Source organism: Fulvivirga kasyanovii (assembly GCF_009711405.1).
In the GTDB taxonomy this organism is placed as follows: Bacteria; Bacteroidota; Bacteroidia; order Cytophagales; family Cyclobacteriaceae; genus Fulvivirga; species Fulvivirga kasyanovii.
In genome coordinates this window covers 6,765-22,889 of sequence record NZ_SMLW01000580.1, presented here as the reverse complement: position 1 = coordinate 22,889, position 16,125 = coordinate 6,765, and the positions used below count along the sequence as shown (strand labels likewise).

The following is a 16,125-nucleotide window of genomic DNA, read 5'->3' as shown; positions in this document are numbered from 1 at the left end:
CAGAAATTCGGCTTGATCCTGCTCATTGCTATTAAAAGGACTGGTATAAGTTCAAAAATATCATTAAATTGATATATGGAAGTTGCAGAAGTTCAAAAGCAATATATTCGGGAATTACTGATTAAAGGTCGTAAAATAGAGGCTATTAAATACCTCCGGACCAATTTTGACTTAACCTTAAGAGATGCCAAACGGCTTGCTGAGTTGATCGATGAAGATATCGCTGATGATGAGTATATCAAAAGGCCGGGACCATTTAGTGGAGGTGGAGTTGCCATCCTGACTATTGTCTTTGGTTTGGTTGGTGTTATTATGCTTGGGGTGGCGATCCATTTGTACACTTCCAATCGCAGTTTTGTCAGGGAAGCTGAGCAGACAGTCGCTATTGTGGTAAGCAACCCTTCCCAGCCGGTATTTGAATATGAAATTAACGGCCAGACATACACTTATTATTCCAACGTAGAATCCGATCCCCCTAGTTACTCTATGGGTGAAGAGGTCCCGATTTATGTTAATCCCAGTAACCCGAACGATGTGCTTATCAATACCTTCATGGATCGCTGGTTTCTTATTTCGCTGCTTGGTGGCATGGGAGTGATCTTTCTAGGCGTTAGTATGCTGGTGTTTTTTGCAGCACGAGCCCGTTAATTATATCCATTCCAACTCCTTCACCGTTAGCTCGGACTCAACCTCGCCTGTATGCGCCGTTGATTTGGGTTCAAATAGCATAACATGGCACTCTTCTTCCGCTACAGGCAGGTGCTCCACTCCTTTTGGCACTACGAACATTTCTCCTTCATTCAAATCGACTTTGCCGTCTCTGAAATGCAGCGTCATACTACCCTTTACAATTAAAAACATTTCATCTTCGTTGGCATGGCTATGCCAAACCATCTCTCCCTTTAGCTTGGCGAGCTTTACATATTGGCCGTTCAGCTCCCCCACAATCTTCGGTGTCCAGTATGCGGAAAAACGGGAGAACTTTTCTTTGAGGTTTACCTTGGGTTTCATAGTCTTCAAATTAGTAGTTATAGTTTGTTTAAGGTACGTGATTTTATCTCAATTTTCATTATCTGCTGCTATTCATGATGTTAAATTCTGATTTCATCATGTTATTGCACCTCAAGATCACCTGCTTGCTCTCCGTCTGTATAAAGAAATATGGTGTTTGTCACAAATAATGATCTATTCGGCATAAGAGCTTCGTTAGCCTGTAACTATTGCGGATAATAGCAGTAATAACTTATAAGGTCCAAAGCTCTAACAATGAAGTTTCTGCTTCTTTTTTTTATTTATATATCAATTGTTTTCAGTGGCTACGCACAAGAAGCTGCCGTTAAATCTTATACTACCCAACGTATAGAGGGTGAGCCTCCTAAAATAGATGGCAAAGCCGATGATAATGCCTGGGACCAGGTTTCCTGGGGAGGTGGTGATTTCACACAGCGTACGCCAGATGATGGTGCTGCCCCTACCGTTCAGACACAGTTCAAAATTCTCTACGATGCTAAAAACCTCTATGTGCTCTTTAAGAACCTTGACCCTGACCCCGCCAAAATAGTTAGTCGCATGTCGAGGAGGGATGGCTTCGAAGGCGATTTTGTAGAGATAAATATTGATAGTTACTATGATAAAAGGACGGCATTTTCATTTACAGCATCCGTTTCCGGTGTGAAGGGGGATGAGTACGTATCTAACAACGGAAATAACTGGGATAGCAACTGGGACCCTATCTGGTACCTTAAAACGAGCATTAATGATGAAGGCTGGATCGCCGAGATGAGGATTCCCCTTAGCCAGCTTCGCTTTGCCGATAAGCCCGAACACGTTTGGGGTTTGCAGGTTACCCGCAGGTTTTTCAGAAATAATGAACGCTCCAACTGGCAGTATATACCTCAGGATGCAGCAGGCTGGGTGCATTTGTTCGGCGAGTTGCGGGGGTTGACAGGTATAAGGCCCCAAAAGCAATTGGAAATACAACCTTACGTACTCGCGAAAACAGAGCGGTTTGAAAAAGAAGAGGGTAATCCTTATGCCACGGGTTCATCCTCAGACATTGACTTTGGTCTTGACGCAAAAATTGGCATTACCAGCGACATCACCCTGGATCTTACAGTAAATCCGGATTTTGGACAGGTTGAAGCCGATCCCTCGCAGGTAAATTTATCTGCATTCAGGCTTTTCTTTCCCGAACAGCGCCCCTTTTTTATTGAAGGCAGTAATATCCTCACCTTTCCAGTTTCCAACTCGGGAAACAACAACCTGTTTTATTCCAGGCGAATAGGCCGGAACCCTCAGCAGTCTATTGATACTGACGATGACGATCTGGATGGCGACGGAGAAGCAGACGATGACGATGTGGATGAATTTGTTAAATCATCTACCAATTCGCGAATATTGGGAGCGGCCAAAATAACGGGTAAAAATAAGAATGGTTTTTCATGGGGAATCCTGGAGTCTGTAACGGCCGTGGAGACTGCTGAAATAGATAGCCTGGGCTATACCCGGGAAGAAACTATTGAACCTCTGACCAACTATTTCGTGGCTCGGGCACAGCAGGATATCAATAAAGGAAACACGCTTGTGGGTGGAATGATAACAGCAACAAACCGGAAGATAGAGGACCCGAAACTAAACTGGCTTCACAAGTCCGCTTATACGGCTGGTCTCGATTTTACCCAATACTGGCTCCAACGCACTTATTTCATCACTTCTAAAATGATAGTAAGCAAGGTAGAAGGAAGTGAGGAGGCAGTGACTTCTACACAGAAATCCCCGGAAAGGTTTTTTCAGCGCTCAGATAATCACCACACCAAGCTCGATACTACCAGAAATGAACTGACGGGTACAGGAGGCACCCTTGTTTTTGGTAAAAGAAGTGGAAAAGTTATTTATGATGTAGGCTTTAACTGGTTGTCTCCCGAACTCGAGTTAAACGATATTGGATTTCTCGGCCAAACCGATATGATGACCCAATGGCTATGGGTGCAGTATAGAAAGCTCAAGCCATTTGGTGCATTCAGGTCATTACGTGTTAATCTCAATCAGTCCTCATCATGGGATTTTGGAGGTGTAAATACGGAGAAAGATATGAATATGGAAACCAACTTTGAATTTAAAAATTTCTGGTATGGAGGAGCTGGTTTTTATGTGCGCAGTTATGCCATTTCCAATGCCGATTTACGTGGAGGTCCCGCCCTTACCTATCCCGGCCGCTTTGAATACTGGGCATGGTTAGGCTCGGATACAAGGAAAAAATTTAGCGTAGAGGTAAACCCGTGGTGGGGCTTCGGCTTTGAGGATAACCAAAATAACAGAGGCTTATGGGTCAACTTCATATACCGTCCCAGCAATGCCTGGAATATTTCGCTCAATCCAAGTGTAAGCAATAATGTGGATAAAATGCAATACGTAACTACTGTGGATAACCGGGGTGAGGATAGGTACATCATTGCTCAAATTGATCAGACGACTTATAATATGTCCTTTAGGATGACGTATATGATCACACCCAATATGTCGATCCAATATTGGGGACAGCCCTTCGCGGCTTCGGGCAGCTACTCCGAGTTTAAGAAGGTGACAGAGCCGGATGCAGAAAAATATTCCAACAGATTTGTAGTGGCCAAAAGTACTTACGATTCGGAAAATGATGAATACCTGATCGATGAAAACCTCAATGGTGAAACAGACTATGCCATAGAGAATCCCGACTTTAATTTTGCCCAGTTTCGCTCTAATATGGTGCTCAGGTGGGAATACATTCCGGGGTCAACATTATTTCTGGTCTGGACACAAAACCGCTCCGAATCCCCTGACAACCGCAGCCATACTTTTGCACACCTATATGGTGGCTTATTTGATAAAAAACCGCATAACATTTTCCTATTAAAGTATACTTACAGGTTTATCTTGTAAGGGTGAATAAGATACTAAGGAGTTATTTCTGCCTGTGGGTTATTCTTTGCATGAAGCCATTCCTGCCTGATAGCGGCAAAAGGGTCAACAAAAATCCCGAAAGACATGCTTTTAAACTGAATACTATTTATCTTATATAGGCATTTTGGTTATTTTTCAAGTTGGCTGTATGCGAATCAGACGTTATGCTTATTTTTTAAGTTCATTGATGTTTTTGTCCTTAGGTACTGTATCTCAGGCTCAGGAAGAGGATTTGGATCAGTATTTTGAAATGTCACTGGACGAGCTGATAAACCTTGAGATTTCCGTTGCCTCCAAAACTGCTGAAGCCTACATCAATTCACCCTCCTCGGTTTATGTGTTTACTGCTACAGAAATAGAGCGCATGGGTGTACGGTCGGTGGAAGAATTGCTTAATTATGTTCCCGGTTATTTTACCGGTTTGGATATTGAACAAGGCAAAGCCTACCGTATAGGTGCACGGGGCAGAAGCACGGCATTATCAGAGTCTGTTTTATTTCTGGTCAATGGAAACCGTCTCAACGATCTTTATACCGGAGGAGTTTCCATTATCAACAGACTGATCCCTGTTGAAAACATTAAACAAATAGAAGTTATCCGTGGGCCGGGATCTTCACTGTACGGTTCCAATGCCTTTTTGGGAGTAGTAAATATTGTCACCAAGGAAAATGTTAATGACATTCAACTTTCCTATGGCAACTTTCACAGTGTTTCCGTAGCCGGCAATTTTTCCAAATCTTATGAAAACGTAGATATAAATGCGTTTGTAAAAGGCTTTTCAAACGACGGCTATGAGTTTGATGAATTTACTGATCTCGTAGGCAGGACCTCAGACATGACCGATCAGGAACGAGGCTTTGATGCCATGCTCGGGGTCGATTATAAGGGCTTGAAGGTAGAGATGCGGCACCATGAGAGAGAGTTCAGAGGTTTTTATGGCCTGGGTGGTGTTGCAGACTTTAATAATTCCGAAGAGTCATTTCAAACCATGCTCAACTTTTCTTACAGGCTGGCTGTAACCGAAAAACTAAAGCTCAACTTCAAAGTTGGCCGCAGAGTCGAGACTTGGAAGACCAAGGCTGTTATATTTCCGGCCGGATACGACGGCTGGACTGAAGACTTTTTTGCCGGGCCTTTTATGAAGAGTTCGGCCAATAGCCTAAATGTGGATGCGGCATATCTATTGGCAGACAAAAACGAATTGCTTACCGGCCTGTCTTACGAGCAGGGTGGAATTTCCAAGGCCGTATCACTTACCACTCATGATTATGTGGAATTTAATTACTTTGGAGGCATCAGGGAGTATGAACTGCCTTTTAACAATACAGATGACCGGCGGCATGTCTGGGGCTTTTTTATTCAGGATAAACATTCCTTCAATGACCATTTAAAATTGACTTTTGGTGCTCGCCTCGATAGCTACAGCGACTTTGGTACAAGCCTTAATCCTCGGGGAGCAATCATTTACAATACACCCTGGAAGGGAATATTGAAACTGATGTACGGCCAGGCTTTCAGAGCCCCAAACTATCTTGAGCTTTATGATCAGAACAATCCGGTCGACTATGGCAATACAGCGCTGGATGCAGAAGAGATAAAGACCATGGAAGTGGCCTACACGCAGAACTTTACCATATTTTCTGTTACGGCCACCTACTTCCACAATACTATCGAGAACCTCATCTTTCTTGACCCCGATGCTCCCCCTGTACGAGCGGAAAACAACCCGCTGCTTGCACCCACTTTCTATAATTTGCCGGGAAACATCAATACCTCCGGCGTGGAGGTAGGCGTTACTTACCGGCCTTCTGGAAAATTTACTTTTACAGGCACCTTTAGCGAGCTTATGGATGATTTTACATACATACCCAAGAGGATGATTTCTGCCAGGACTAATTTTAAATTCTGGAAGTTAAACCTAAACATCAATGGAATATATCATGGGGAAATCAGGCAGGTGTCTGACCAGTCAGGGTATGTGGTGCTCAATACCAGACTGCACATTAAGTTTGATGACATCACTTTTTTCGGAAGCGTGAATAACCTGACGGATGAGCTTTACAGAACGCCAACCACCCTTTCTGATGTCGGTGTGGTAAATCGTGGCCGTTTATTGTCCTTTGGCCTGAAGGTTAATTTATAACTTCAGTCCACCTTATATTCCTCGTGCTGAAATTTAATGTATTGATTAAAGTACGCTCCGATGGAGCCGGCCCGCATCAGTTCTTCATACTCAGCTTTGACTACATCATAATATTGGTAAATGCCACCATGATCTACAAATTCTACTTCAAGCAGTTCTTTTGCTGCATCGTAACCAATAGAGACAATAGCACTGGAATTAACCGGTATCCTTTTCATAGTTTTGTTCGTAAAGAAAATAATCAATGCACATACAAATCCCCATTCCCGAACATTTTAGCTACAAGGAGTGCCTCTGGTACCTGGACAGGGGCTTTGATGAGTGCCTTTACACCATTAAAAACGAAAGGATATATAAAGCTGTTTCCATTAATGGTCAAAAGGCTTTACTCGAAATCTCAGCTACTGCAAATGCTCTGCAAATCAGCAAATTGACCGCAGGCGCTATGCCAGAACTTGCCGTTGTCGATTATGTAAACTCCTGGTTTGATCTGGAAAGAAACCTGAGCGGATTTTATGCCCTGGCTGCTAATGATCCGTTGCTTAACCAGCTAATGCCAAAATATACCGGCCTCAGGCTGATAGGGATCAATGACCTTTTTGAGGCACTTTGCTGGTCGGTGATTGGTCAGCAGATCAATCTTAAGTTTGCCTACAAGCTTAAACGGGCGTTGGTAGAGCGATTTGGCAGCTACGAGGATTTTGAAGGGCACCGGTATTTTTATTTCCCCTCACCGGAAGAGTTATCCGCAGCCACCAAAGAAGATCTTCTGAGTATACAGTTTTCGAGGCAAAAGGCAGATTATATATTAAAGCTGGCAGAGGTTTTTGCGGAAAGCAAAATTTGCAAAAGCGAACTTCAACAGCTTAGCCTTAGTGAGGCTGTAGTGCAGTTATCCACGCTGCACGGCATAGGGACATGGACTGCCAACTACGTGGCTATGCGATGCCTCAGATTTATGGATGCTTTTCCTATGGGAGATGCCGGATTACAAAATGCAATCCGCAGCCTGTGGGGTCAGAAGGAAAAACCTACAATGGTACAGCTTCAACAGCTTTCTAAGCAATGGTCGGGCTGGCAGGCGTATGCCACGCTGTTTTTGTGGAGATCGTTAAGCGAAAGAACAGATGCAATTTGATTTTCTAATCAATTGTTCGGGTAAGTTTTGTGCTGTACTCCTGTACAAACTCATCCAGTCTTTTCAGACGGTATTGCATGATCCATCGAGGGTGAGGCAGAGGAACTATCTCCTTAAATAGTTTGTGCCGGGCATTTAGCTTTTTAAGATATGCAATGTTTTTGCCCATACCCAGGCTAAACGCAATGTCCTTTGCTCCAAATTCCAACTGCTTTTTCATTTCTTCAACTATATACTCTTCAAGCGCCTCCTGTAGCGCGGGAATATCGTAGTAATTGAGGTTCTTGCCATCCTTTACAAAGCCAAGTGGCGAAACAGACGTAAAATAGAAGTTTTTGTAAAACACCTCCGGTCCGCCGATAGCATTGATCATTTGATAGATGAACCTGGAGGATAATTCCGGCTTCGGGTCAAAACTATTTTCAATGTCCAGTTCCTCTTTTAACCTTATCGGGTCAGTAAATGGTATTCCGGTCGAGCCTCCGCCAAAGCGCCCGGGGTTAATGCCGATCAGGAAAGTACGCTTTTGGCTATCGTTAAAATACTTGTTATAAAAAGTATTGAGGATAGCGCTGACTTCGCTGTCATCAAACGGGTAAAGTACCTCTACACCTTCCGGCAGTTGCTGAGGTATGGAAATATTGCTGTAGTACTTAAGTATATTTTCTGCGTAAGTCATTTCGTAAAGTTATCCAAAACCATCAAACCAGGGCGGTAATCCTGTAAATGAAGTTTATTTCAGTTTTTAATAGCACCCGTCCGGCGGTATTATTCATCCGTTTATCAAAATATTTTAAAGTCTTTGCAACCTTTACCCCTGTAAAGTGCGTCTTATGTGTAGGTCAAAAACAACAAATAAGTATGAAAATTTTAACAACACTGGTAGCCCTGCTATTGGCTGGCACCGTATACGCTAATGTAAACGGTGACGAAAATTTAGCTCCAAAAAAGAAAGTCGCCATCGTTAACAACGTAGAAGCTAAGTACAAGCTGGTCTACATTAACGAGAATCAAGGCGCAGTTTTAATCAATATCTTTAACGACAAAGGTTCGAAAGTTCATAGCCAGACAGTATTGAACAAAGAAGGCTTTGCCCAGCAGTTCGACTTTACTTCGTTACCGGAGGGTTCGTATACTTTTGAAGTAGTACATCCTGATGGTTCTGTAGAAGCAGAAACCATTAGCTACACAAAAACTCCGGCAGTAGCTTTAAAAGCCAATGTGCTAAGTGTGGATAGTGACAGGAAGTACAGGCTGGCTGTGCTAAACAATGCAGGGCCCGTGGATGTAAAAATTTTTGACAACAATGGCAGGCTCGTTCACGAGTCTACAGTACGTCACCCTCAGGGTTTTAGGAGAATCTACGACATGAAAGATCTTAAAGGTTCTTCGTACAAATTTGAAATCACAGATAACAATACCACTGTAACACTGGTTACTCAATAAGTTTGTTTTGTTTAGGTAATGGGGCTGTACCGTGCAATACCGGTCAGCCTCATATTTTTTTCACCCCGGCCGGACAATGTGAAATTTACCAATGAAAATCAGTAAATGCGCCCATTATTGCTTTTTACTGGTTTGCCAACTGCTGCTAACAGCTGTCCGTCAGACTCTGAGAAAAGTTAATGTCTCCCCTGAAATTCGGCTTGACCAGCAACTTCCTCATACTTTTCTTTTAAAATAGATAAAGCCAGATCAATGCTTTCAAGGTGGGCCCTGAAAGCCAGAATGGCAAATCTTAGCGTATAGATACCATCAATGGTAGTTGTTGATAGAAAAACACGGCCATCTTCATGAATTTTTCCTGCTACTTCCCGATTAAATTGACAGGCATCTCCATCATCCGGTACAAAACGGAAAGTGATCACTGTTAGCTCAGGTTCCGGTCCCAAGACTATCCGGGGTATTTGTCGTAGCTGCTGATAGAGGTATCGCGTTAGCAGTAGCTTCTCATCAAGCGCTGCACGGAAAGGCTTCAGCCCATGGATCATCAGTGGCAGCCACATGCGTAGTCCCCGGAAGGGCTTCGTAAGCTCAGGTGATACATCTGCCGGAGACACTTCATCGGCTAAATTGACGGTATCCTGCATATAGCTGGCTTCATAGGCAAAGCTGTTTCTAAGCGCACTGCCATCCCTCACGATCACTACACCTATGCCATAGGGAAGAAAAAGGCCTTTGTGAGGATCCATTACCACTGAATCTGACTTTTCTATTCCGCGAAATTGCTTTTTACCATACTCAGTCAGCATGAAGAATCCGCCATAAGCTGCATCCACATGTAACCAGAGGCCGTGCTGCCGAGCTATGTCTGCCATGATATCGAGCGGGTCGACTGCGCCGGTATCGGTTGTTCCTGCTGAGCCAACCAGCAGCCAGGGGTTTAAGCCTGCCGCAAGGTCTGCTTCTATGGCTATTTTCAGGGCCTCCATGTCCATACGGAACCTGTCATCAAGGGAAATATGCCGTACCTGGCACTCCCTTAGTCCGGCTATGTTTATTGCCTTATTGATGCAATGGTGAGCCTGTTTTGATAAATAAATAACTTGTTTGGAGATATTCTCTGCACGGATACCGGCTGCATCCCTGGCTGCCACTATAGCCGTTAAGTTAGCAATGCTGCCTCCGGAGGCTAAGTTACCCAATGCAGATTGTGGATAACCTATAAACTCCTTCATCCAGTTGATCAGGTGGTTTTCCATCCGTACTGCGCCAGAGTTGGCAAAGAATACCCCTGCATATCGGTTCGTAATATCTGCCCAATAGTCCCCTAAAGAGGAGCTGTAGATTCCACCACCGGGGATATACCCAAAGTGTCCGCCTGATGCAGGATTTAAACCTTCGTTATCTACATTTTTGGCTACAAGGCCTATGGCTTTTTCCAGATCGATGGGTTCATCTGCTATAGGTTGTTTCGTCAGGTCTATTCCTGTATCATTTACCCGAAAAGCAGGAATTTTTTCCAGATCATGAATATTTTCCAGAAATTGCTCTGTATAATTGACTATGGCATCACGCAGCGTACGGCGTTGACGGGCATCAGGCTCTATGGCTTTGGCCTGCTCTTCGTAAGCTTTGATCTTATCTCGCATAAGTCAAAATTGTCATATAATTTTAAACTTTTAAAAAACTTTGATGTGAACTGGTTGCTGCTGTTTGTATTATTGGTCCTGATCTTTCAGGTAGTGATGTTTTTTATGATCAGGGCGAAGCGAAAAAAGGATAAGCGGGAGAGTGTAATCGAAAAGTATAACATCAGAACCCCTGCAGATGCTTTTCGCCTGCTGCAAAATCCTGATCTTCCCGACGAAGACCTCAAAAAGATAGAGGAACTTTACAGAAAGGACATTGAGTCGTAACGAGAGTCCTTATTTCCTTAAACTACATAACATTTAACTGTTAATATTTCATGTTTTCATCTACAGAAGTGCGTTGGTTTTTTAATGAATCCCTTCCCGAAGCAGTGTCTGATTGGTTTAACCTTTTTGAGCCTTTAAGGCAGCCTCCGAGAACTGATTATTATTTAAAAAATACCGACAATGCGCGCATGGGGATCAAACTCCGGGAAGGGCAAATCCAGATCAAATGCCTGGTAGCTGAGATGGGCGTTCAATATTACGCCAATGCCGTAGGTAAGGTGTCCCAATATGAGAAATGGAGTTTTCCGGTAGTGAGCAATGAAGAATGGAGCGCCTTGGTGGCGAGGCCTGATGTTTGGATCCCGGCTAAGAAGGAAAGGCTGATGTTGAGGTACACTCTGGGTGGCGGCTTTCCTGATCGTATCGAAATGGACGAGCGAACAGAGGAAGGCTGTGAGGTGGAACTGTCAAAAATAGAGATTATAGATAAAACCTACTGGTCACTGGCTTTTGAGGCATTCGGGCCGTCTGCAGAAATGAACCTTGAGAAGACTACAAGGAAAATTTTTGAAAGTAAAAACAGCCCAATATTCTTTGATGAAGAGAATTCTCTTGGATATGCCCGTTTGATCCACGATATTAATAGTTGATATGTTATTAGCAGCAGATATAGGAAACACAAATGTTGTTTTTGGCCTTTATAGTGAAGGGCAATGGCAAGAAGTATGGAGAATTGATACTAAGGATGAGGCCCAGGGCAAACTCTATCATTCCTTAAACAAGCACGTAAAGGAACCCGGCGAGATAAAGGACATTGTTATCAGCAGCGTGGTGCCGTTCTTCACCCCTATCCTTACCAAGCAGTTGCAGCAAAAGTTTGGTGTCACTCCTTACATCATTGGCCCGCAAAGTTATCCACATCTGCCATTGGAGATCCTTCGGCCAGAACAAATAGGTACTGACCTGGTTGCAGATGCTACAGCGGCTTACCACAAGTTCAATGGTGACTGCATGGTAGTGGATTTTGGCACGGCCCTGACCTTTATCATTATTGCTAATAAAAAAATAAAAGGAGTTAACATTGCTCCCGGCCTGAAAACGGCCATGAAAGCCCTGGCCGGTAATGCCGTTAAACTACAGGAGATCCCGCTGAAACTACCGGATTCCGTAATTGGTACAGACACTACAACAGCAATACAGTCCGGCATACTTTGGGGCTATGTAGGCTTGGTTGAGAAAATGATTGAGCGTATAGAGAAGGAGTTATCCACCGAGTTAAAAGTTGTGGCTACAGGGGGCTTATCAAAAGTACTGGAGCCTTTGCACGATCAGTTCGATGCCGTGGAGCCTAACCTTACCCTGGACGGTATGAGACTCATTTATGAGGCTGTAAAATAGGGCTCAAACAGAATTTCTGTAGAGATATGAACTTTTCACCTCTTTGTTTGATCGGCAGTTAATAGCAGTTGGCAAAATAGGATGAAACAGCAGTAGGCGCAGTTTTATCTTGTTTCACTTGATAACTTTACCTTGATGGGCTTACTTTTCCGGATTCACTCATTCCACAGGTTTTACACTTGATCCCCAAATTGTTCCACAGGTTTTTCAGTTTGATCCTAAAATGAAAATCAGGTATCCAGTTCCCTGAATACCTGATCATCCAATTGTAGTGATTGTTGGTATAAAAACGTGCGTAATTTCTAATTGTTTTAAATGAGTTGTTGAAATTACTGATTAACAGTATTTAACGATAAAACCAGCAAAGCTAAAAATTTGGCTTGGCCCTTATTTTTTCCCAAGCCAGCGCTCTCGGCTTTCTTTCTGCGCTTTGCTAAGCTTCTTGTCCTGTAACTCCAGAAGGGTTGTTTTATAAGCAGGGTCGCTCTCCAGTTCCATAATTGTCTCCTTCTTCTCATCATTTCTTTCGTAAACTACAGTTACAGTGTTATTTACCTCAAGTTCTCCGAGTACATCCGAAATATTAGTAGTATCCGACATGATGTAGTCGCCAATCGATACTATTTGGTCACCGTTTTCAATACCGGCTTTATATAGCGGACTTCCCTGATGTGGGTTGCTTACTACCATGGTTTTTCCTTCCGCCGACCTTACATATGCCCCAAGGTAAGGTGTATCTGGTTTGGCTTTTTCAAAGTTCACACCTACAGTGCTCAAAAGTGACTGGTATTCAGGCATATTGCTTTGATATATGTAGTTGGTGAAAAAGTTCGTGGCAAAGTCTTCTCCGGCATATTCGGCCAATGTATTTTCAAGGTCTTTTACCGTATAGGGTATTTCGGTCTTTCCATACTTCTTCCAGACCAATTGCATATAACCATCGAGCGTTAAATCCTTTTTATGGTTTCTCAAAGAGAGATCGAGTGCCAGGCCAAGTACACTGCCATACGAATAATAGGAAACAAAGGTGTTTGTCCAGTTAACAGGATCAACTGAGCGGGCAGCATCTACAAACGGCGCCTGATAGCTCATTTCAATAGGATTAAAATATTTTAGAGCGGGAGAATTCCAGACATAATTCAGTGTGCCGGACAAGCCCTCCACATAAGCCTCGGGAGTAATGATGCCGGCCCTGCATAGGATCAGGTTGGTATAGTAGCTGGTAAAACCTTCTGCAAACCAAAGCTCGCCAGACATATTGGCTGCTGTATAATCGAAAGGTTCAAGAGGCAGAGGCCTTATCCGCTCCACATTCCAGGCATGGAAATACTCATGCGATACTGTACCGATGTTGTTTTCCATTCCTCCTTCTGCCAGTCCTTCCACATCAGTTAAAATGGTTGAGTTTCTATGCTCCATGCCGTCACCGGAAACATTGGCAAGATAGCACGCCAGAAAAGTATAGGTGCCAAAATCAAAATCAGGAAGCTCTCCAAATACAGCTTTTTCCTGCTCCACGATCTTTTTTACCTTGCCCACATAAGTATCAAGATCCGCATCACTCCCTTTATGATGTAAGACAAACCGAATGGTATACGTTTTGCCGTTTGATGTTTCTGTAAATTCGCGTAGGGAGTAATTGCTTATTTCTGTTGGGCTATCCATGAAATAATGCAAATCAGGAGCATAGTAAGTATTTTTTTCAAGATGCTTAAGTTGCGTTGCCACTTTCCAGTTCAGGTCTTCGCGTACGTTGAAAGTTACTTTTATGGGTCTTAACGCCAGGCGTGGTGCATACATAAAAGTAGCCGGAATATTGAGGTGGGCATGGGTTTCATCTATTTGTGTATAAGTACCATCTCCCCTGTTTCCGTAAAGGGTGTAAGTGACTACTACAGTGCCGTCATGCCCGGAAACATTCCATTGATACGGATTTGGCCTGGTTACGAGCAGGGTTTTTCCTTTGCTGTCAGTGGCTTTTACGTTATACACGTTTTTGGCAAACTCATGGAGAGCATACCTTCCCGGAGAGGTACGACTCATTCGCAGCTCAAGCACTTTATTTTCCAATCCGCTAAACCTGGCTTTTATGGTAGCTTCATGATGAACTGCATTATCAAAAGAGATCTCATAAACGTTGTGGGTCTGGGCGAAAGAGAAGCCACCAGAAATTACAAGGAAAACCAGGAAGAATAGCGCTCGCATTTTTATAGGGTGTTTTAAAGTTGAAGCAACTAAGCTAATGAAAAAATTATATTTACAACAGCTACTTTGCCACCCCATCTGAGGCGCTCAGTGATGTTACTTCATATGGAGTGGTGCCGACAACTTTATGGGTATTGGAGTTGTTACCTTTTAAGATGCTTACTTTGGAGTATTATTTTACATGTCCCTATTGTGGGGAACAGATTTCGATGCTACTCGATATCTCTGTTCCTCATCAGGACTATATTGAAGATTGTGAAGTGTGCTGTAATCCTATAAGAATTAGGTACGATTCGGAAGGGGAAAATCTAACTTCTTTTATAGCCGAATCTATTGAACAATAATAGCTATGCTCCCCTGCGTTGTCTGTAAGAATAATAGCTTAATATCGCTTTTATGGCTTCTTCTATAGCTTTATTGATAGGCATTAAGGTCTGGCCCAGTTCTGCATCAATTGCACGAAGCTGAAAATAAAAGTTGCGCATAACAGGTACAGGTTGCTTTTCGGCAATATGCTTCACTGCTACTGAATGTGCTTCGGGAAGTTCTGTTTTAATGGTTTTGCAGGTAACCAGTTGAGGGATACCCTGTTTATCAAGCATGGCAGAAAAGCCAAAAAGCCTACAGATGAGTCCCCGGTCTTTATACTGCCCGCAAAAGCCCCTGTCACCTTCACTCACAAACGGGCGGAAAGCTTTACAAATAGAGACTTCCGGTTCAGAGCGTAACTCTTCAAACCATTTATAAGCCTGACCGTCTTTGTACAACTGGTAGGCCAATGGAAGGAATTCTAGCGGAGTTGCGGCTATATCAGGTTTTTTACAACATAAACCACATCCACTCAGACATTTCATTCCTGTGGCATCCTGAAAGGTAGCCACTTCCCTCTCCAGGCTCGCGAACACCCGTTCGATAGCCTGAACTTTACGATAGATCGACATTAACTGCCTAAAAAAACGACGCAAATGTAATCACCCGTAGCTAATAATAGTTCGCCGAATATTAAAAAAATTTCACCTCTGATAGTAACCTCTTTGATTTTGCATCCACTAACGCATAAGCGGAACCTGAAAAGCTAATAAGAGTAGGGATCAATTAAGTAAATGAACCATGAAAAAGAAGTTTAACCTAAACGATCTGAAAGTAAAAAGCTTCGTTACCTCGATGGAGAATGGCGAAGAGCATACTGTAAAAGGTGGGGGCACACTGGTAGTAGGTTGTACCGGAGTGATTGCCTGTGGAGGTACTTTACCACCACTTACTAATAACACAACGTGCTGTCTTGACACTAAGGTGGAGGCCATATGCAAGGGCTGGCATACTATGCCCTATTGGGATGGCTGTGGCAGCATCAATCCTGGTTTCTGATACCATATAATTACTAAAAAACAAGTCAGGGCCGTCTTTTGAGTGTATTGCCAAAACCTTGAGTATCCTATTAGATATTTAAGAATACATCGCCGGAATGCTCACTCTTCCATTAGATGCCAACAGTCGGAGTGGAGGCATTCCCGGCCTTGATTTTTATGCAGTTGGGGAAACAGAAGCCTTTCCCTAGAAAGGGAGGTTTAGCGGGTAAATAATTCCCACGGCAATAAGAGTTTGCGGCTCTTTGCTGATATGATAGCGGATCTCCCCAAAAAGCATTAGTGTCTTTGAAAGTTCATATACACCGCCTAATCCGCCATAAGCCCCTATAAACAAGTCGCGTTCATCATCCACTTCAAAAAGGGGATTGTCAGAAAAATTTGACTCTCCACTAAATTTCAGGTTGATCAGGCTTAGGCCAATAATGGGATAAAATGTGGTGTGGTTAGCCAGATCAAGTGTGTTTAACTCGTATTTGGCCTGAATGCTGTATTCCTTTCTACTAAGGGCGTAATCCATAAACTCATCGGATCCATTATTTTTGAATGAGAAGAGGATTTCCGGGCCGATTTTTA

At 43.2% G+C, this 16,125-nt stretch carries 17 protein-coding genes; 10 read left to right on the top strand and 7 right to left on the bottom strand.

The features are described 5' to 3' along the window. Positions 1-75: 75 nt before the first annotated feature. On the top strand, positions 76-648 hold the full coding sequence (locus E1163_RS15940) for a DUF3592 domain-containing protein (RefSeq protein ID WP_155173450.1): 573 nt from the start codon (positions 76-78) through the stop codon (positions 646-648). On the opposite strand, the gene E1163_RS15935 is transcribed toward E1163_RS15940, so the two are convergent. Continuing rightward, entirely contained in the window at positions 649-1,011 is a 363-nt protein-coding gene (locus E1163_RS15935; RefSeq protein ID WP_155173449.1) for a cupin domain-containing protein, read from the bottom strand. A gap of 255 nt (positions 1,012-1,266) precedes the next feature. On the opposite strand from E1163_RS15935, the gene E1163_RS15930 reads away from it, so the two are divergent. Further along, positions 1,267-3,918, top strand: coding sequence for a DUF5916 domain-containing protein (locus E1163_RS15930; protein ID WP_155173448.1), 2,652 nt, complete (start codon positions 1,267-1,269; stop codon positions 3,916-3,918). Between the two features lie 208 nt (positions 3,919-4,126). After that, the gene (locus E1163_RS15925; RefSeq protein ID WP_221418010.1) at positions 4,127-6,082 is read left to right on the top strand and encodes a TonB-dependent receptor plug domain-containing protein; all 1,956 of its coding nucleotides are present in this window, start codon (positions 4,127-4,129) and stop codon (positions 6,080-6,082) included. A 2-nt stretch (positions 6,083-6,084) separates the two neighbouring features. Here E1163_RS15925 and E1163_RS15920 read toward each other — a convergent pair whose 3' ends face one another. Then, the gene (locus E1163_RS15920) at positions 6,085-6,300 is read right to left on the bottom strand and encodes a KTSC domain-containing protein (RefSeq protein ID WP_155173446.1); all 216 of its coding nucleotides are present in this window, start codon (positions 6,298-6,300) and stop codon (positions 6,085-6,087) included. 26 nt (positions 6,301-6,326) lie between these two features. On the opposite strand from E1163_RS15920, the gene E1163_RS15915 reads away from it, so the two are divergent. Then, on the top strand, positions 6,327-7,220 hold the full coding sequence (locus tag E1163_RS15915) for a DNA-3-methyladenine glycosylase family protein (RefSeq protein ID WP_155173445.1): 894 nt from the start codon (positions 6,327-6,329) through the stop codon (positions 7,218-7,220). Positions 7,221-7,224: 4 nt separating this feature from the next. On the opposite strand, the gene E1163_RS15910 is transcribed toward E1163_RS15915, so the two are convergent. Next, positions 7,225-7,899 carry a uracil-DNA glycosylase family protein gene (locus tag E1163_RS15910; protein ID WP_155173444.1) on the bottom strand — a complete coding sequence of 225 codons (675 nt, stop codon included), beginning with the start codon at positions 7,897-7,899 and terminating at the stop codon, positions 7,225-7,227. Between the two features lie 182 nt (positions 7,900-8,081). Between E1163_RS15910 and E1163_RS15905 the strand changes: the two genes are divergently transcribed. Continuing rightward, entirely contained in the window at positions 8,082-8,666 is a 585-nt protein-coding gene (locus tag E1163_RS15905; protein WP_155173443.1) for a hypothetical protein, read from the top strand. A gap of 176 nt (positions 8,667-8,842) precedes the next feature. On the opposite strand, the gene E1163_RS15900 is transcribed toward E1163_RS15905, so the two are convergent. Beyond that, positions 8,843-10,312, bottom strand: a complete 1,470-nt coding sequence (locus E1163_RS15900) for a pyridoxal phosphate-dependent decarboxylase family protein (RefSeq protein ID WP_155173442.1) — start codon at positions 10,310-10,312, stop codon at positions 8,843-8,845. 45 nt (positions 10,313-10,357) lie between these two features. Between E1163_RS15900 and E1163_RS15895 the strand changes: the two genes are divergently transcribed. Genes E1163_RS15895 through E1163_RS15885 form a run of 3 tightly spaced genes read left to right on the top strand, consistent with a single transcriptional unit; the run spans position 10,358 to position 11,977 of the window. After that, on the top strand, positions 10,358-10,579 hold the full coding sequence (locus tag E1163_RS15895; RefSeq protein WP_155173441.1) for a hypothetical protein: 222 nt from the start codon (positions 10,358-10,360) through the stop codon (positions 10,577-10,579). 50 nt (positions 10,580-10,629) lie between these two features. Then, complete coding sequence (locus E1163_RS15890) at positions 10,630-11,229, top strand: hypothetical protein (protein WP_155173440.1); 600 nt, start codon at positions 10,630-10,632, stop codon at positions 11,227-11,229. A 1-nt stretch (position 11,230) separates the two neighbouring features. Further along, entirely contained in the window at positions 11,231-11,977 is a 747-nt protein-coding gene (locus tag E1163_RS15885; RefSeq protein WP_155173439.1) for a type III pantothenate kinase, read from the top strand. A gap of 387 nt (positions 11,978-12,364) precedes the next feature. On the opposite strand, the gene E1163_RS15880 is transcribed toward E1163_RS15885, so the two are convergent. Continuing rightward, positions 12,365-14,182 (bottom strand): M61 family metallopeptidase, encoded by a 1,818-nt coding sequence (locus tag E1163_RS15880; protein ID WP_155173438.1) that lies wholly within the window; start codon positions 14,180-14,182, stop codon positions 12,365-12,367. A 155-nt stretch (positions 14,183-14,337) separates the two neighbouring features. Here E1163_RS15880 and E1163_RS15875 point away from each other — a divergent pair, with 155 nt between their 5' ends. Then, positions 14,338-14,526, top strand: a complete 189-nt coding sequence (locus tag E1163_RS15875) for a CPXCG motif-containing cysteine-rich protein (protein ID WP_155173451.1) — start codon at positions 14,338-14,340, stop codon at positions 14,524-14,526. A 3-nt stretch (positions 14,527-14,529) separates the two neighbouring features. Here E1163_RS15875 and E1163_RS15870 read toward each other — a convergent pair whose 3' ends face one another. Then, positions 14,530-15,123, bottom strand: coding sequence for a YkgJ family cysteine cluster protein (locus E1163_RS15870; protein ID WP_155173437.1), 594 nt, complete (start codon positions 15,121-15,123; stop codon positions 14,530-14,532). Positions 15,124-15,292: 169 nt separating this feature from the next. Between E1163_RS15870 and E1163_RS15865 the strand changes: the two genes are divergently transcribed. Then, on the top strand, positions 15,293-15,550 hold the full coding sequence (locus tag E1163_RS15865) for a pinensin family lanthipeptide (RefSeq protein WP_155173436.1): 258 nt from the start codon (positions 15,293-15,295) through the stop codon (positions 15,548-15,550). Positions 15,551-15,736: 186 nt separating this feature from the next. Here the strand turns inward: E1163_RS15865 and E1163_RS15860 are convergent. After that, a partial coding sequence (locus E1163_RS15860) for a hypothetical protein (RefSeq protein WP_185156106.1) occupies positions 15,737-16,125 on the bottom strand: 389 nt, incomplete at its 5' end.